This window comes from Streptomyces huiliensis (genome assembly GCF_020037025.1).
GTDB classification, from domain to species: Bacteria; Actinomycetota; Actinomycetes; order Streptomycetales; family Streptomycetaceae; genus Streptomyces; species Streptomyces huiliensis.
The window spans coordinates 1-13,649 of record NZ_JAIQLH010000250.1 but is presented as its reverse complement, the minus strand read 5'-3'; the positions used below and the strand labels follow the sequence as shown (position 1 = coordinate 13,649).

Annotated in this window: 13 protein-coding genes, 1 tRNA gene and 4 pseudogenes; 14 read left to right on the top strand and 4 right to left on the bottom strand. The window is 70.8% G+C overall.

Annotated elements, in window-relative coordinates; translation table 11 throughout:
• Positions 1 to 178 (bottom strand): annotated as a pseudogene (locus tag JNW98_RS29955) (nicotinate phosphoribosyltransferase); the annotation flags it as partial.
• 170 nt (positions 179 to 348) lie between these two features.
• Here JNW98_RS29955 and clpS point away from each other — a divergent pair.
• The 8 genes from clpS (at position 349) to JNW98_RS29915 (ending at position 6,426) form a co-directional block, all read left to right on the top strand.
• The gene (clpS, locus tag JNW98_RS29950) at positions 349 to 651 is read left to right on the top strand and encodes an ATP-dependent Clp protease adapter ClpS (RefSeq protein WP_223771435.1); all 303 of its coding nucleotides are present in this window, start codon (positions 349 to 351) and stop codon (positions 649 to 651) included.
• Positions 651 to 1,256 (top strand): DUF2017 domain-containing protein, encoded by a 606-nt coding sequence (locus JNW98_RS29945; RefSeq protein WP_223771434.1) that lies wholly within the window; start codon positions 651 to 653, stop codon positions 1,254 to 1,256. Before clpS ends, JNW98_RS29945 begins: the two co-directional genes overlap by 1 nt.
• 368 nt (positions 1,257 to 1,624) lie before the next feature.
• The gene (locus tag JNW98_RS29940; protein WP_223771433.1) at positions 1,625 to 3,100 is read left to right on the top strand and encodes an amino acid permease; all 1,476 of its coding nucleotides are present in this window, start codon (positions 1,625 to 1,627) and stop codon (positions 3,098 to 3,100) included.
• A gap of 160 nt (positions 3,101 to 3,260) precedes the next feature.
• Positions 3,261 to 3,683: a M67 family metallopeptidase gene (locus JNW98_RS29935; RefSeq protein WP_223771432.1), complete on the top strand. Its 423-nt coding sequence runs from the start codon at positions 3,261 to 3,263 to the stop codon at positions 3,681 to 3,683.
• 185 nt (positions 3,684 to 3,868) lie between these two features.
• Complete coding sequence (locus tag JNW98_RS29930; protein WP_223771431.1) at positions 3,869 to 4,150, top strand: MoaD/ThiS family protein; 282 nt, start codon at positions 3,869 to 3,871, stop codon at positions 4,148 to 4,150.
• Positions 4,151 to 4,152: 2 nt separating this feature from the next.
• Positions 4,153 to 5,103 carry a PLP-dependent cysteine synthase family protein gene (locus JNW98_RS29925; RefSeq protein WP_223771430.1) on the top strand — a complete coding sequence of 317 codons (951 nt, stop codon included), beginning with the start codon at positions 4,153 to 4,155 and terminating at the stop codon, positions 5,101 to 5,103.
• Positions 5,104 to 5,192: 89 nt separating this feature from the next.
• On the top strand, positions 5,193 to 5,312 hold the full coding sequence (locus JNW98_RS36965) for an eL43 family ribosomal protein (RefSeq protein ID WP_152262506.1): 120 nt from the start codon (positions 5,193 to 5,195) through the stop codon (positions 5,310 to 5,312).
• Positions 5,313 to 5,673: 361 nt separating this feature from the next.
• The gene (locus JNW98_RS29915) at positions 5,674 to 6,426 is read left to right on the top strand and encodes an MBL fold metallo-hydrolase (protein ID WP_223771429.1); all 753 of its coding nucleotides are present in this window, start codon (positions 5,674 to 5,676) and stop codon (positions 6,424 to 6,426) included.
• Between the two features lie 422 nt (positions 6,427 to 6,848).
• Here JNW98_RS29915 and JNW98_RS29910 read toward each other — a convergent pair.
• Positions 6,849 to 8,096, bottom strand: a pseudogene (locus JNW98_RS29910) (PTS transporter subunit EIIC); the annotation flags it as partial.
• 196 nt (positions 8,097 to 8,292) lie between these two features.
• Complete coding sequence (locus JNW98_RS29905; RefSeq protein ID WP_223771427.1) at positions 8,293 to 9,606, bottom strand: PTS transporter subunit EIIC; 1,314 nt, start codon at positions 9,604 to 9,606, stop codon at positions 8,293 to 8,295.
• Positions 9,607 to 9,784: 178 nt separating this feature from the next.
• Between JNW98_RS29905 and JNW98_RS29900 the strand changes: the two are divergent.
• The 4 genes and pseudogenes from JNW98_RS29900 to rdgB all read left to right on the top strand — a co-directional run.
• A pseudogene (locus JNW98_RS29900) lies at positions 9,785 to 10,030 on the top strand (PTS sugar transporter subunit IIB); the annotation flags it as partial.
• A 100-nt stretch (positions 10,031 to 10,130) separates the two neighbouring features.
• Complete coding sequence (rph, locus tag JNW98_RS29895; RefSeq protein ID WP_223771425.1) at positions 10,131 to 10,862, top strand: ribonuclease PH; 732 nt, start codon at positions 10,131 to 10,133, stop codon at positions 10,860 to 10,862.
• A gap of 79 nt (positions 10,863 to 10,941) precedes the next feature.
• Entirely contained in the window at positions 10,942 to 11,370 is a 429-nt protein-coding gene (locus JNW98_RS29890; protein ID WP_223771424.1) for a hypothetical protein, read from the top strand.
• A 54-nt stretch (positions 11,371 to 11,424) separates the two neighbouring features.
• Positions 11,425 to 12,027: an RdgB/HAM1 family non-canonical purine NTP pyrophosphatase gene (rdgB, locus tag JNW98_RS29885; RefSeq protein WP_185944241.1), complete on the top strand. Its 603-nt coding sequence runs from the start codon at positions 11,425 to 11,427 to the stop codon at positions 12,025 to 12,027.
• A 74-nt stretch (positions 12,028 to 12,101) separates the two neighbouring features.
• Here the strand turns inward: rdgB and JNW98_RS29880 are convergent.
• A tRNA-Leu gene (locus JNW98_RS29880) sits at positions 12,102 to 12,174 on the bottom strand.
• A gap of 486 nt (positions 12,175 to 12,660) precedes the next feature.
• On the opposite strand from JNW98_RS29880, the gene JNW98_RS29875 reads away from it, so the two are divergent.
• Both JNW98_RS29875 and JNW98_RS29870 read left to right on the top strand, forming a co-directional pair.
• Entirely contained in the window at positions 12,661 to 13,149 is a 489-nt protein-coding gene (locus JNW98_RS29875) for a hypothetical protein (RefSeq protein ID WP_223771423.1), read from the top strand.
• Positions 13,149 to 13,649 (top strand): annotated as a pseudogene (locus JNW98_RS29870) (two-component sensor histidine kinase); the annotation flags it as partial. The gene JNW98_RS29875 and the pseudogene JNW98_RS29870, both read left to right, overlap by 1 nt.

The following is a 13,649-nucleotide window of genomic DNA, read 5'->3' as shown; positions in this document are numbered from 1 at the left end:
CCGCCACCACGCCGTACCGGCGGCCCTCGGGCAGCCGCCGGGTGAAGACCTCGAACACCGAGCGGCGTCCGGCCGTCCCGGCGCGGAGCGCGGCCTGCAGCATCGTGAGTTCGTACCGGTCGGTGAAGAGCGCCGTCGACGGCACAGCCACCGGCAGCCCCAGGTCCGCAGCGTTCACTTGGCCCTACCTCGCATTCCCGTTCTGGCGTCGTCCGGATGCTATCGCGAATACTCGTCAGAGTGACGATTTCGGGGGGCCGTTTGTGCGCCGGGAGCCGTGAAGTGGCAGCATGGGAAGTACGTATGGACCGGCCGTGTCCCGACGGAGAAGCGAGGCGTGGAGCGGGCGTGAGTGTGGCACCTGTCGAGATCGAACGTCCGGAGACGGGCGAATCCCCCTTCGCCGTGACCGAGCCCGACGTTCCCTGGGTCACCCTGGTCCACAACGACCCCGTGAACCTCATGAGCTATGTCACCTACGTCTTCCAGGCGTACTTCGGATACTCCAAGGACAAGGCCCGCAAACTGATGCTCGACGTCCACCACAAGGGCCGCGCCACGGTCTCCAGCGGATCGCGCGAGGAGATGGAGCGCGACGTGCAGGCCATGCACGGCTACGGCCTGTGGGCGACCCTCTCGCAGGACCGCTGATGTCCGGGCACTTCGAGCCGCTGGCCGGCGGCGGGGCGGCCATCGCCCTGGACGAGATCGAGATCTCCATCCTCCGCAACCTGACCGTGCAGCTCCTGGAGCTGATCGGCCCCGACGACGGGCCCGCGGACGCGGAGGAGGACCCCTTGGCGCGCCTCTTCGCCGAGGGCCCCAGCGAGCCGCCCGCCGACCCGGCGCTGGCCCGCCTCTTCCCGGACGCCTACGGCACGCCCGGCGCCGAGCAGGACGAGCAGGCCCGCGCGTACGCCGCCGAGTTCCGCCGCTACACCGAGAACGACCTGCGCGCCCGCAAGCGCGACGACGGCCTGGCGGTCGTCCGCTCGCTGGACGGGCTCTCCCCGGCGGACGGCCCCGGGGGCGGCGCGGCCGTGCTCCGGCTCTCCCCGGAGGGCTCCCGGCAGTGGCTGGGCACCCTCAACGACCTCCGGCTCACCATCGCCGCCCGGCTGGAGATCGCCGACGAGGACGAGGGCGACGCCCTCTTCCGGCTGCCGGACGACGATCCGCGCAAGCCGATGGTGATGGCCTACCTGTGGCTCGGCGGGCTCCAGGAGACGCTGATCGAGACGCTGGGCCCGCGCTAGGCGGTCCCGCCCTCGTGGGCCTTTACGGACGACTCGTGGGCCTTCACGGACGACTCGTGGATCTTTACGGACGATCTTCGTCCGCTTTCCGGGTAAGAGTGTCCGGATAACGATCCCATTACCGCAGTGGGGTGCACGCCCGTGTTTTCGGGGTTCACCCAGATTTGCCTGTGGCCTGCGGCACATTCGAACTGGCGATCTACGTATTACCCGTGATAAATCTTCACGACCTGCATCCACCGACGCCACCCATGTCGTGGAGCGGGAGCGCTATCGCCGACCGACCGTCGGCACGTGCAGGACTCCATCCGGGGGGATCGGAACCCGATCCGGACGATCCGGATCGGTATGGAGAAAGGCGTTCCACCATGACCTCTGAGCAGGTCGCGGACCGCGTCGCCGGCGAGGCCGGCGAGCGGGACGGAAGCGGCGAAGCTTCCGAGGGTTACCAGCGGGGGCTGGGCAACCGACAGATCCAGATGATCGCCATTGGTGGCGCCATCGGCACGGGGCTCTTCCTCGGCGCCGGCACGGCCATATCCAAGGCCGGACCGAGTCTCATCCTCGCGTACGCGATAGCGGGCCTCGTCATCTTCTTCATCATGCGGGCGCTCGGCGAGCTCCTCATGTACCGCCCGGTCTCGGGCTCCTTCTCGGACTACGCCCGTGAGTTCCTCGGGCCGTTCTGGGGCTACGTGACCGGCTGGACCTACTGGCTGTTCTGGGTCGTCACCGGCATCACCGAGGTGACCGCGGCGGCCAAGTACGTCCAGTACTGGGACAAGTCGATCCCGCAATGGGCCTCGGCCCTGGTCTTCACGGCCGTTCTCTACCTGGCCAACCTGATCTCCGTGAAGCTCTTCGGCGAGCTGGAGTTCTGGTTCTCCATGGTCAAGGTCACCGCCATCATCGGCATGATCCTGATCGGCATCGGCGTGATCACGCTCGGCTTCTCCGACGCCGGCGACACCGCGTCGTTCTCGCTGCTGTGGTCCGACGGCGGGTTCTTCCCCGAGGGCATCGGCGGCACGCTGATGACGCTCCAGATCGTCATGTTCGCGTTCCTCGCCGTCGAGCTCGTCGGCGTCACCGCGGGCGAGGCGACCGACCCCAAGAAGACGCTGCCCAAGGCCATCAACACCGTGCCGTGGCGGATCGCCGTCTTCTACGTGGGCGCGCTGATCATCATCCTGTCCGTGGTCAGCTGGACCGTCTTCGAGCCGGGCGTCAGCCCGTTCGTCGCGGCCTTCGCCAAGATCGGCCTGCCGGCCGGCGCCGGAATCGTCAACTTCGTGGTCCTCACCGCGGCGCTGTCGTCCTGCAACTCCGGCATGTACTCCACCGGCCGCATGCTGCGCGACCTGGCGCTCAACGGCCAGGGCCCGAAGTTCTTCGCCGCCCTGACCAAGCGCGGTCTGCCGCTGCGCGGCACCACCGTCTCCGCGGCGTGCATGCTCGTCGGCGTGTGGATCAACTACCAGTGGCCGGGCAAGGCGTTCGAGTACGTCGTCTCCTTCGCCACCATCTCCGGCATGTGGGCCTGGATCATGATCCTCCTGGCCCAGCTCCGCTACCGCCGCAAGGCCGACCGCGGCGAGCTGCCGCAGTCGGAGTTCAAGGCTCCCGGAGCGCCCTGGACCAGCCTCTTCGCCCTCGCCTTCATCGGCATGGTGATCGTGCTGATGGGCATCGACAAGGACTCGCGGATCTCGCTGTACTGCGCGCCGATCTGGGCCGCGATCATGGTCGTGTCGTACTTCGTGCTCAAGGCCCGCAACCCGCAGGCGTTCGAGCGCAAGGACTACTCGGCCGCCGCCCGGGAAGGCGTCGACCAGGCCGCCTGACGCCGGCACCACGCCGGGCCATCGGGCCCGCCCGCACCTCCCCCCCCCCGGTGCGCGGCGGGCCCGTCGCGTTTCCGTGGTGTTGCGGGATCGGGGCGGGCCAGTGGCGTCCGTCACGGCCCCCGCGGGGCCCCGCGCACCCCGACCTATGCTGGCGCGCATGCTGACCATCACCCAGGCCCTGCACGACCGGATCGTCGAGCACGCCCGCGCCGACCACCCCGACGAGGCGTGCGGCGTGGTCGCCGGCCCGGCCGGCAGCGACCGCCCCGAGCGGTTCGTCCCCATGCTCAACGCCGCCCGCTCGCCCACGTTCTACGAGTTCGACTCCACCGACCTGCTCAAGCTCTACCGCGAGCTGGACGACCGCGACGAGGAGCCGGTGGTCATCTACCACTCGCACACCGCCACCGAGGCGTACCCGTCCCGCACGGACGTCTCGTACGCCAACGAGCCGGGCGCCCACTACGTGCTGGTCTCCACGGCGGACACCGACGGATCGGGCCCCTTCCAGTTCCGTTCGTTCCGGATCGTGGACGGCGAGATCACCGAGGAAGAGGTCCGGATCGTCGCGGCGTACTGAACCGTCCCACGGGCCGGGACGGGGCGTCCCGCCGACCGGGACGGCCATGGGGGAGCGGGGCGGGGAATCGATAGCATGCGCCCACGGTTGTCCGGGGGGAACACCCGTTCCGTGCCCCGCCCCCAGCCGTCCCGCATGTCCCTCCGCACCCACGCAACCTCCGCACTCCGACGAGGAGCACCACCATGGCCATCGAGGTACGCATCCCGACCATCCTCCGCACCCACACCGACGGTGCGAAGACCGTCCAGGGCGCCGGGGCCACGATCGACGAGCTCTTCAAGGACCTGGACTCCCGCCACCCGGGCATCCGCGAGCGGCTGATCGACGACGGCGGTGCGCTGCGCCGGTTCGTCAACGTCTACCTGAACGACGAGGACGTCCGCTTCCTGGCCGGCCTGGGCACGGAACTCGCCGACGGCGACAACGTCACCATCCTCCCGGCCGTCGCGGGCGGGGCCCGCTAGGCATGCGGTACGACAGCCCGCTGGCCGCGGTCGGCGACACCCCGCTGGTCCGCCTGCCCCGGCTGTCCCCCTCCGGGGACGTCCGGATCTGGGCGAAGCTGGAGGATCGCAACCCCACCGGGTCCGTCAAGGACCGCCCCGCCCTGCACATGATCGAGCAGGCGGAGAAGGCCGGCCGGCTGACGCCCGGCTGCATGATCCTGGAGCCCACGTCGGGCAACACCGGCATCTCGCTGGCCATGGCCGCCCGCCTCAAGGGCTACCGCATCGTCTGCGTGATGCCCGAGAACACCAGCGAGGAGCGGCGGCAGCTGCTGGCCATGTGGGGCGCGGAGATCATCTCCTCGCCCGCGGCCGGGGGTTCGAACACGGCGGTGCGCGTCGCCAAGGAGCTGGCCGCCGAGCACCCCGACTGGGTGATGCTCTACCAGTACGGGAACCCCGACAACGCCGGCGCCCACTACGCCACGACCGGCCCGGAGATCCTCGCCGACCTCCCCGGGATCACCCACTTCGTGGCCGGCCTCGGCACCACCGGCACCCTGATGGGCGTCGGCCGCTACCTGCGCGAACACGTCCCGGACGTACGGATCGTCGCCGCCGAGCCGCGGTACGACGACCTCGTCTACGGCCTGCGCAACCTCGACGAGGGCTTCGTGCCCGAGCTCTACGACGAGACGGTCCTCACCACCCGCTACTCCGTCGGCTCCGAGGACGCCGTGCGCCGCACCCGCGAACTCCTCGCCGAGGAGGGAATCTTCGCGGGCGTCTCCACCGGCGCCGTGCTGCACGCCGCGCTCGGCGTCGCGCGCAAGGCCCAACGCGCCGGGGAGCAGGCCGACATCGTCTTCATCGTGGCCGACGGCGGCTGGAAGTACCTGTCCACCGGCCTGTACACCGCGCCCACCACGGAGGCCGCGGTGGCGGCCCTGCACGGCCAGCTCTGGGCCTGAGCACCCGCCAGGGGGCGGGCCGGGGCCGCCGGAGAGACTGCCCCTACCGATGTTGGCGACCGGCTGACATCATCCCGTAGGAGACGCACATGAACTGTCCAGCATGTGGATCTTCGGACATGAGGCAACTCAACAATGGAAACTGGCAGTGCGGAAACTGCGGCGCAGTCACGGCTGGATCGGGCGGCCTGGGATGCGCTCGCCCCTGAGACGCGTGAACGGCTCGCGGCCGTCATGTCGCCGGAGGAGTTCACGGTGACGGCCGGCAGCGAGGAGTCCGCCGAGCGCTTCCGGCGCTTCATGGACACCCTCGACCGGGCCGAGCGCGTCCGGCCGCTCTAGCGGCCCGCGCGGCCGCCACCGCACTGCGCACCCGTCCGCCGCCCCCGAGGGGCGCGGGCGGGTTTTCGCGCGCTCCGGCGCACCGCTTTCCGCCGGTGGCGTCCGTCCTGGTGATTCCAGCCACAGACCCGGCCCACCAGGGAGCGGCCGCCCGGTTCCCGCCTTACCCTCGGACCCACCGCACGGTCACCGGCCCCCCGTCACCGGCCCACGGAGGTTCAGGCCCGCATGAAGCTCACCGTCGTCGGATGCGCGGGCTCGTTCCCGTCCACGGAATCCGCCTGTTCGAGCTATCTGGTGGAGGCCGACGGCTACCGGCTGCTCCTCGACATGGGCAACGGCGCCCTGGGCGAGCTCCAGCGCCACATCGGCCTGTACGACCTCGACGCCGTGCTCCTGTCCCACCTGCACCCCGACCACTGCATCGACATGTGCGGCTACTTCGTCGCCCGCTACTACCGGCACGACGGCGGCCGGGCCCACGCCATTCCGGTGTACGGCCCCGAGGGCACCGAACAGCGGCTGCTCACCGCCTACGGCGACGTACCGGACCCCGCCTGCATGAGCGAGGTCTTCGACTTCCGCACCCTCGAACCCGGCAGCTTCTCCGCCGGCCCGTTCACCGTCTTCACCGACCGCGTCAACCACCCCGTCGAGGCGTTCGCCTTCCGGGTGGAACACGGCGGCTCCGCCCTCGTCTACTCCGGCGACACGGGCCCCTGCGGGGCCCTCGACTCCCTCGCCAAGGACGCCGACCTGCTGCTCTGCGAAGCGTCCTTCACCCACGGCAAGGAGGACATCCCCGACCTCCACCTCAACGGCCTGGAGGCGGGCCGCGTCGCCGCCGACGCGCGCGTGGGCCGTCTCGTCCTCACCCACATCCCGCCGTGGACGGACCCGCTGCGCAACCTGCGCGACGCGCGCTCCTTGTACGACGGCCCGGCGGAGCTCGCCCACGCGGGGGCGGTGTACGAGTTCTAGGGTGCCCCAGTCCCGCCCCTTCACCGTTTCCTGGGGGCTGCCCCCAGACCCCCTTGTCCTCAAACGCCGGACGGGCTGATTCAGCCCGTCCGGCGTTTGAGGACTGGGGGTACCCCCTCTGGGGGAGCCCGCAGGGCGCTTCGGGGGTGCGGGGGCGCAGCCCCCGCAAGAAACGGTGAAGGGGCGGGTCCGGGGCAAATCAAAACCCCCGGGACCGAAGGTCCCGGGGGCTCAGCTCGACAAGGTCAGCGCTTGGACTTGGAAGACTTCCGCTTCCGCTGAGCAGGCGTCTTGCCCTTGGCACCAGACCCGGCCTTGGCGGCAGCCGGCTTGCCGCCGGCCTTCGCGTCGGCCTTGGCCGGAGCAGCAGCCGGAGCCGGAACAGGAGCCGGCTTCGCCTCGGCCTCCGCCGTGGCAACCGCCTCCGCCATCTCCGGATCCACCTCACGCCCAGGCGTCGGCAGATTGAACTTGACGATCGCGAACCGGAAGAGCACGTAGTACACCGCACCGAAGACCAGCCCGATCGGAATGATCAGCCACGGCTTCGTCGCGTGCGTCCAGTTCAGCGCGTAGTCGATGAACCCCGCCGAGAAGTTGAAGCCCGCGTGCACGCCGAGCGCCCACGTGACGGCCATCGACAGGGCGGTGAGCAGCGCGTGGATCGCGTACAGCACCGGCGCGAGGAACATGAACGTGAACTCGATCGGCTCGGTGACACCGGTGACGAACGAGGTCAGCGCCAGCGAGACCATCATGCCCAGAACGACCTTGCGGTTCTCGGGGCGTGCCGTGTGCGCGATGGCGAGGGCGGCGGCCGGGAGGCCGAACATCATGATCGGGAAGAAGCCGGACTGGAACATGCCCGCGTCCGGGTCGCCCGCCAGGAAGCGGGTGATGTCACCGTGGACGACCTCGCCGGCCGAGTTGGTGAAGTCGCCGAGCTGGAACCAGGCGACGGTGTTGACGAACTGGTGCATGCCGATCGGGATGAGCCCGCGGTTCACGCCGCCGAAGAGGGCCGCGCCACCGGCGCCGAGGCCGGTCATCCACTCGCCGAAGCTGGTGATGCCGTCACCGATCGGCTCCCAGACGAGGCCGAAGAAGACGCCGACGACCAGGCCGACGAAGGCCATGATGATCGGCACGAGGCGGCGGCCGTTGAAGAAGCCGAGCCAGTCGACCAGCTTGGTGCGGTGGAACCGCTGCCACAGCACGGCGGCGAGCAGACCCATGATGATGCCGCCGAGGACACCGGGGTCGTTGTACTTGGCCTCGACGATCTTGCCGTTGGCGATGTGCTGCTCGACGATCGGGAAGGCCTGGAGGACCTTGCTGTAGACGAGGAAGCCGACGACGGCCGCGAGCGCGGTGGAGCCGTCCGCCTTCTTGGCGAAGCCGATGGCGACACCGAGGCAGAACAGCAGCGGCAGGGCGCCGGTGATGGCGCCGCCCGCGTTGCCGAAGACGGCGGAGACCTTGTCCCAGCCGAGGCCGTCCTTGCCGAAGACGTCGGGCTGACCGAGGCGGACCATGATGCCCGCGGCCGGCAGGACGGCGATCGGCAGCTGGAGGCTGCGACCCACCTTCTGCAGGCCCTGCATCACGCCCTGCCTCCGCTTCTTTGCGGGGGTCTTAGTGGGGGCCGCCTTCGCGGTGGCCGTACTCATCGGATTCCTCCAGGTGAGGCGGGCACTCGGGGGGTGTGGATCGGCCCGCATTATGGTCTAAACCACAAGTGGTTTAGACCTGTTGTAGCACGTGAGTCCGGCATAAAGGAATCCGCGACTTCCGATTGTGACGGGACGCCGGAGCACGGCCCTCCGGGGGTGTGCCCGGGGGCCGTGCGGCCGCGTGACGGAGGCGCTACGGCTTGACGTTCCCCTCCTGGATCTCCTCCGCCACCTCCGCGGGCTCGCGCCCCGGCGTCGGGAGATCGAACTTCACGATGGCGAACCGGAAGATCACGTAATAGAGGACCGCGAATCCGAGCCCGATCGGAATGATCAGCCACGGCCGCGTCGCCAGTCCCCAGTTGATCACGTAGTCGATCAGTCCCGCCGAGAAACTGAAACCGTCGTGCACGCCGAACGCCCAGCTCACCGCCATCGACACGCCCGTGAGCAGCGCGTGCACCGCGTACAGCACCGGCGCGATGAAGAGGAACGAGTACTCGATCGGCTCGGTGATCCCCGTGACGAACGACGTCAGGCCGACCGAGAGCATCATGCCGCCGACGACCTTCCGGTTCTCGGGGCGGGCGCAGTGCGTGATCGCCAGCGCCGCCGCCGGCAGGGCGAACATCATGATGGGGAAGAAGCCGGTGGTGAACTGACCGGCCGACGGGTCGCCGGCCAGGAAGCGGTTGATGTCGCCGTGCACCACGGTCCCGTCCGGCTTGGTGTAGTCGCCGAACTGGAACCACATGAACGTGTTCAGGAACTGGTGCAGCCCCACGACCAGCAGCGCCCGGTTCGCCACCCCGAAGACGCCGGCGCCCGTCTCGCCGAGGTCCGACAGCCACTGGCTGAAGCTGGTCAGCGCGTCGCCGACCGGCGGCCACACCCACAGGCAGACCACCGCGAAGAGCAGCGCGACGAACGACATCATGATCGGGACGAGCCGGCGGCCGTTGAAGAAGCCCAGCCAGTCCACCAGCCGCACCCGGTGGAAACGGACCCAGAACCAGGCGCTCAGCAGCCCGATCACGATGCCGCCGAAGACCCCGGGGTTCTGGTAGCCGGCGAGCGTCGCCGCGCCCGCCCCCGAGACGCAGACCCCGCTCCACAGCCCGGCCCCCGCGAACTTCGCCGTCTGCGGGCAGTCCTCGGGGAACTGGTGCAGCACCGAGAAGTAGACGAGGAAGGCCACGACCGCCGCCAGCGCCGTCGAGCCGTCCGCCTTCTTCGCCATGCCGATCGCGACGCCCACGCAGAACAGCAGCGGCAGCCCGAGCCCCGAGTCGAGCAGCGCGCCGCCCGCCCCGGCGAAGACCTTGGCGACGTCCGTCCAGCCCAGGCCGTCGGCGCCGAAGACGTCGGGCTGGCCCAGCCGGTTGAGGATGCCGGCGGCCGGGAGTACCGCGATCGGCAGCTGGAGGCTGCGCCCCATCTTCTGCAGGCCCCCGAGGAAGCCCTGCCACGGCTTCCGCCGGGGTGCTGCGGTGGCCTCCGCGCTCATCTGCGTCCTCCCGGCTGGCATACTGGTGTAGACCATTTAGGGCTGCGATTCCGGGCAACCGGAAGGCGGCGCCCGGTGGCCGCCATCTTTCGCCAGATGACGGACATACGCCCACGTAATTGGTCTGAACGTGGGTTAACGTGGGAAAGCCGGTCGGCGGGACCGCCGAGCCGAGACAACAGGAGTGCACATGGCCAGCAAGGCAGAGAAGATCGTCGCCGGTCTCGGCGGGCTCGACAACATCGAGGAGATCGAGGGCTGCATCACCCGTCTCCGCACCGAGGTCAACGACCCGGAGCTGGTCGACGAGGCCGCCCTCAAGGCCGCCGGCGCGCACGGCGTCGTGAAGATGGGCAACGCCATCCAGGTCGTCATCGGCACCGACGCGGACCCGATCGCCGCGGAGATCGAGGACATGATGTGAGCCACCGAGCTCACGGCGAGGGGCCCTGTCCCGGTTCGGTCGCGCGGGAACGCGCACGAACCGGAACAGGGCCCTTCGCGATCCCGATAGGCTCATCACCATGTCTCGCATCGACGGCCGCACGCCCGACCAGCTCCGCCCCGTGACCATCCAGCGCGGTTGGAGCAAGCACGCAGAGGGCTCCGTCCTCGTCTCCTTCGGCGACACCAAGGTCCTCTGCACCGCCAGCGTCACCGAGGGCGTCCCGCGCTGGCGCAAGGGCAGCGGCGAGGGCTGGGTCACCGCCGAGTACGCGATGCTGCCCCGCGCCACCAACACCCGCGGCGACCGCGAGTCCGTCCGCGGCAAGATCGGCGGCCGCACCCACGAGATCTCCCGCCTCATCGGCCGCTCGCTGCGCGCCGTCATCGACTACAAGGCGCTCGGCGAGAACACGATCGTCCTCGACTGCGACGTCCTCCAGGCCGACGGCGGCACCCGCACCGCCGCCATCACCGGCGCCTACGTCGCACTCGCCGACGCCGTCGCCTGGGCGCAGCGGAAGAAGCTCGTCAAGCACGGCCGCCACCCGCTCACCGGCACCGTCTCCGCCGTCAGCGTCGGCATCGTCGACGGCACACCCCTCCTCGACCTCCGCTACGAGGAGGACGTCCGCGCCGAGACCGACATGAACGTCGTCTGCACCGGCGACGGCCGCTTCGTCGAGGTCCAGGGCACCGCCGAGGCCCAGCCGTTCGACCGCGCCGAGCTCGACGCCCTCCTCGACCTCGCCGTCAAGGGCTGCGCCGACCTGGACGCCGCCCAGCGCGCGGCGCTCGAACGGACGCTGTAGCTACCATGCTGGGGGCGCGGCGAGGGGGCCGTGCCCCCGTGACCACCGGGCAGCACGCCCACCGGAGGGGAACCGTCGCATGGCCTCGCGCCACCACCGTCCGCGCCGCACCACCGCCGTCGTGGCCCTCGCCGCGGCGGCCCTCGCCCTGCCCGCCGTGGCCTCCTGCTCCCAGGCACGGGCGGCCGCGGACTGCGGCGCCCTCGCCAAGGACCTGCAGCGCGACGTCCGGGACCTGCGGCGGACCATCGCCGACGACTCCAAGGACCCGCAGGGCGCCCAGGAGTTCATCGACAAGATCAACCGGGATCTGGGCGAGCTCACCCGCAGGACCGACTCCGACAGCGACACCGACACCGAGGGCGACTCGGCGGTCAAGGACGCCATCGGCGCGGTCACCGCGGCCGTGGACGACATCCAGGACAGCGTCGGCGACGGCGAGCGCCCGGACGTCGGCGCCCTCACGAAGGCGGCCGGGGCGCTGACCACGGCGTGTACCAAGGGCTGACGCCGCCCGGGGCGGAACCGGCCGCGTCCCGGCCGGCGTGAATAATCGGAGCCCATGAAGCGCCTCATCCTCGCCACCCGCAACGCCCACAAGGTCACCGAGCTGCGCTCGATCCTCACCGGATCCGGCCTCGACGTCGAACTCGTGGGCGCCGACGCCTACCCCGAGATCCCCGACGTCAAGGAGACCGGCGTCACCTTCGCCGAGAACGCCCTGCTCAAGGCGCACGCCCTGGCCCGGGCCACCGGCCTGCCCGCCGTGGCCGACGACTCCGGCCTCTGCGTGGACGTCCTGAACGGCGCCCCCGGCATCTTCTCGGCCCGCTGGGCGGGTCGGCACGGCGACGACAAGGCCAACCTGGACCTCCTCCTCGCCCAGCTGTCCGACATCGCCGCCCCGCACCGCGCCGCGCACTTCGCCTGCGCCGCCGCCCTGGCCCTGCCGGACGGCACCGAGCGGGTGGTCGAGGGACGGCTGCGCGGCACGCTCCGTACCGAGCCCGCCGGCTCCGGCGGCTTCGGCTACGACCCGATCCTCCAGCCCGACGGCGAGACCCGCACCTGCGCCGAGCTGACCGCCGAGGAGAAGAACGCCATCAGCCACCGCGGCCAGGCCTTCCGCGCCCTGGTGCCGGTGGTGCGGGAGCTGCTGGGCTGAGACCGGAGCCCCCGGTACGCCGACGGCCCGGCTCGCGAGCATCATCGTTCGCGAGCCGGGCCGTCGGTTTCCTGTGCACCCGGTCGGATTCGAACCGACAAACACGACCACCTAAAGATCGCCGCTCAGCCCTTGGCGTACGGGTGCCGGTGCCGTGCCTACTGTACTGGGCCGGACGGCACGCGGGAGAGGGAGTCCGGCCACGCTCCGGGCCATGCTCCGGGCCACGCTCCCGGCCCGTCCGGCGTACCCGGCGGGCCCGGTGACGGAGCGTCGGCCGGCCGGCCGGAAGCGGCGGGAAAGCGGGACCGCCGCCCCGGGCGCGGCGAACGCGTGTGCGGCGCGTCACCCGTACGAACCGGTCCTCCGCCAAAGGGAACGCGACCCCCGATTTCCCCGTCCCTCACACCGGGGGAGAGACAGGCGCACCGCGCGGACCGTTCGTCCACCACCTCGACCACCTCGACCACCTCGACCACCTCGACCACCTCGACCACCTCGACCACCTCGACCACCCCGACCGTCCCGGCAGTCCGCCCCCGACCGCCCGCCCGCGCTCCGACCGAGGAAGAGAGTCCGATGACCGACCGTGCCGTACCCCGTCGGCGGGTCCGCGCGCGTACCCTCCTGGGGATGTCCGGCGGGGTCGCGGTGCTGGTCCTCGGGGGCGTGTGGCTGGGGCAGGGAGCGGACCGGGCGAACGCCGTGTCCGACGCGCCGCAGACGGCGCGCGCCAAGAAGGAGCAGCAGGAGCAGCGGGACCAGGCGTCGGCCCGGGCCGAACTGGCGCCGGGCGCCTCCCAGGAGCTGCCCGGCGTCCGTGACTGCGGCTACGGCGAACTGCTGCTGGAGCCGAAGATCATCACCCTGAGCTGCGCCAACGGCGGCGCGGTGGCGAGCGACATCGAGTGGGGCGAGTACACGGCGGACAAGGCCGAGGGCGACGGCGTGGTGCTGGTCTCCAGCGGCGCGAACGGCTCGGCGCGTACCTCGTTCCCGGCCCGGCTGACGCTCTCCCGGCCGCGGAAGGTCGACGGGATGCTGGCGTTCACCTCGGTCGAGGTCGTCTACACGGGCCTCACCCCGGCCGGGAAGACGACCGAGACGTACTCGATCACGTGATGGGCATCCGCGGCCGGATCGCGCTGGCGATCTCCTCCGTCACCGCGCTGGCGGTCGTGCTGCTCGGCGTGGCCGTGCACCACGTCTCCGGCCTCGAACGCGACCGCCAGGCGCGGGCCCAGCAGGACCGGCTGCTGAGCTCCGCCCTCCAGCTGTACCAGCGGGAGGGGCAGGTGACGCTGAACGCGCAGCTGGACGACGCGGCGCTGCCGGCGCCGCTGGCCAAGGCGGTGGCGCAGGGCCGCTCGGGGACGTACATCAGCGGCGGTGAGGACCCCCGGGTGTGGGCGGCGACGGGCGTCGGCTCCGGCAAGGTGCTGTCGGTCTCGGCGTCCTTCCCCAAGCGGGACGCGTTCCAGCGCGCCCTGGACTGGGCGCTGCTGCTGGCGGGCGCGGTGACCGTGGTGCTGATGGCGGTGGTGGGCTGGTTCGTGGCGCAGGGCCTGTCCCGGCGGCTGCGGCTGAGCGCGGCCGAGGCGCGCCGGATCGCGGCGGGCGAG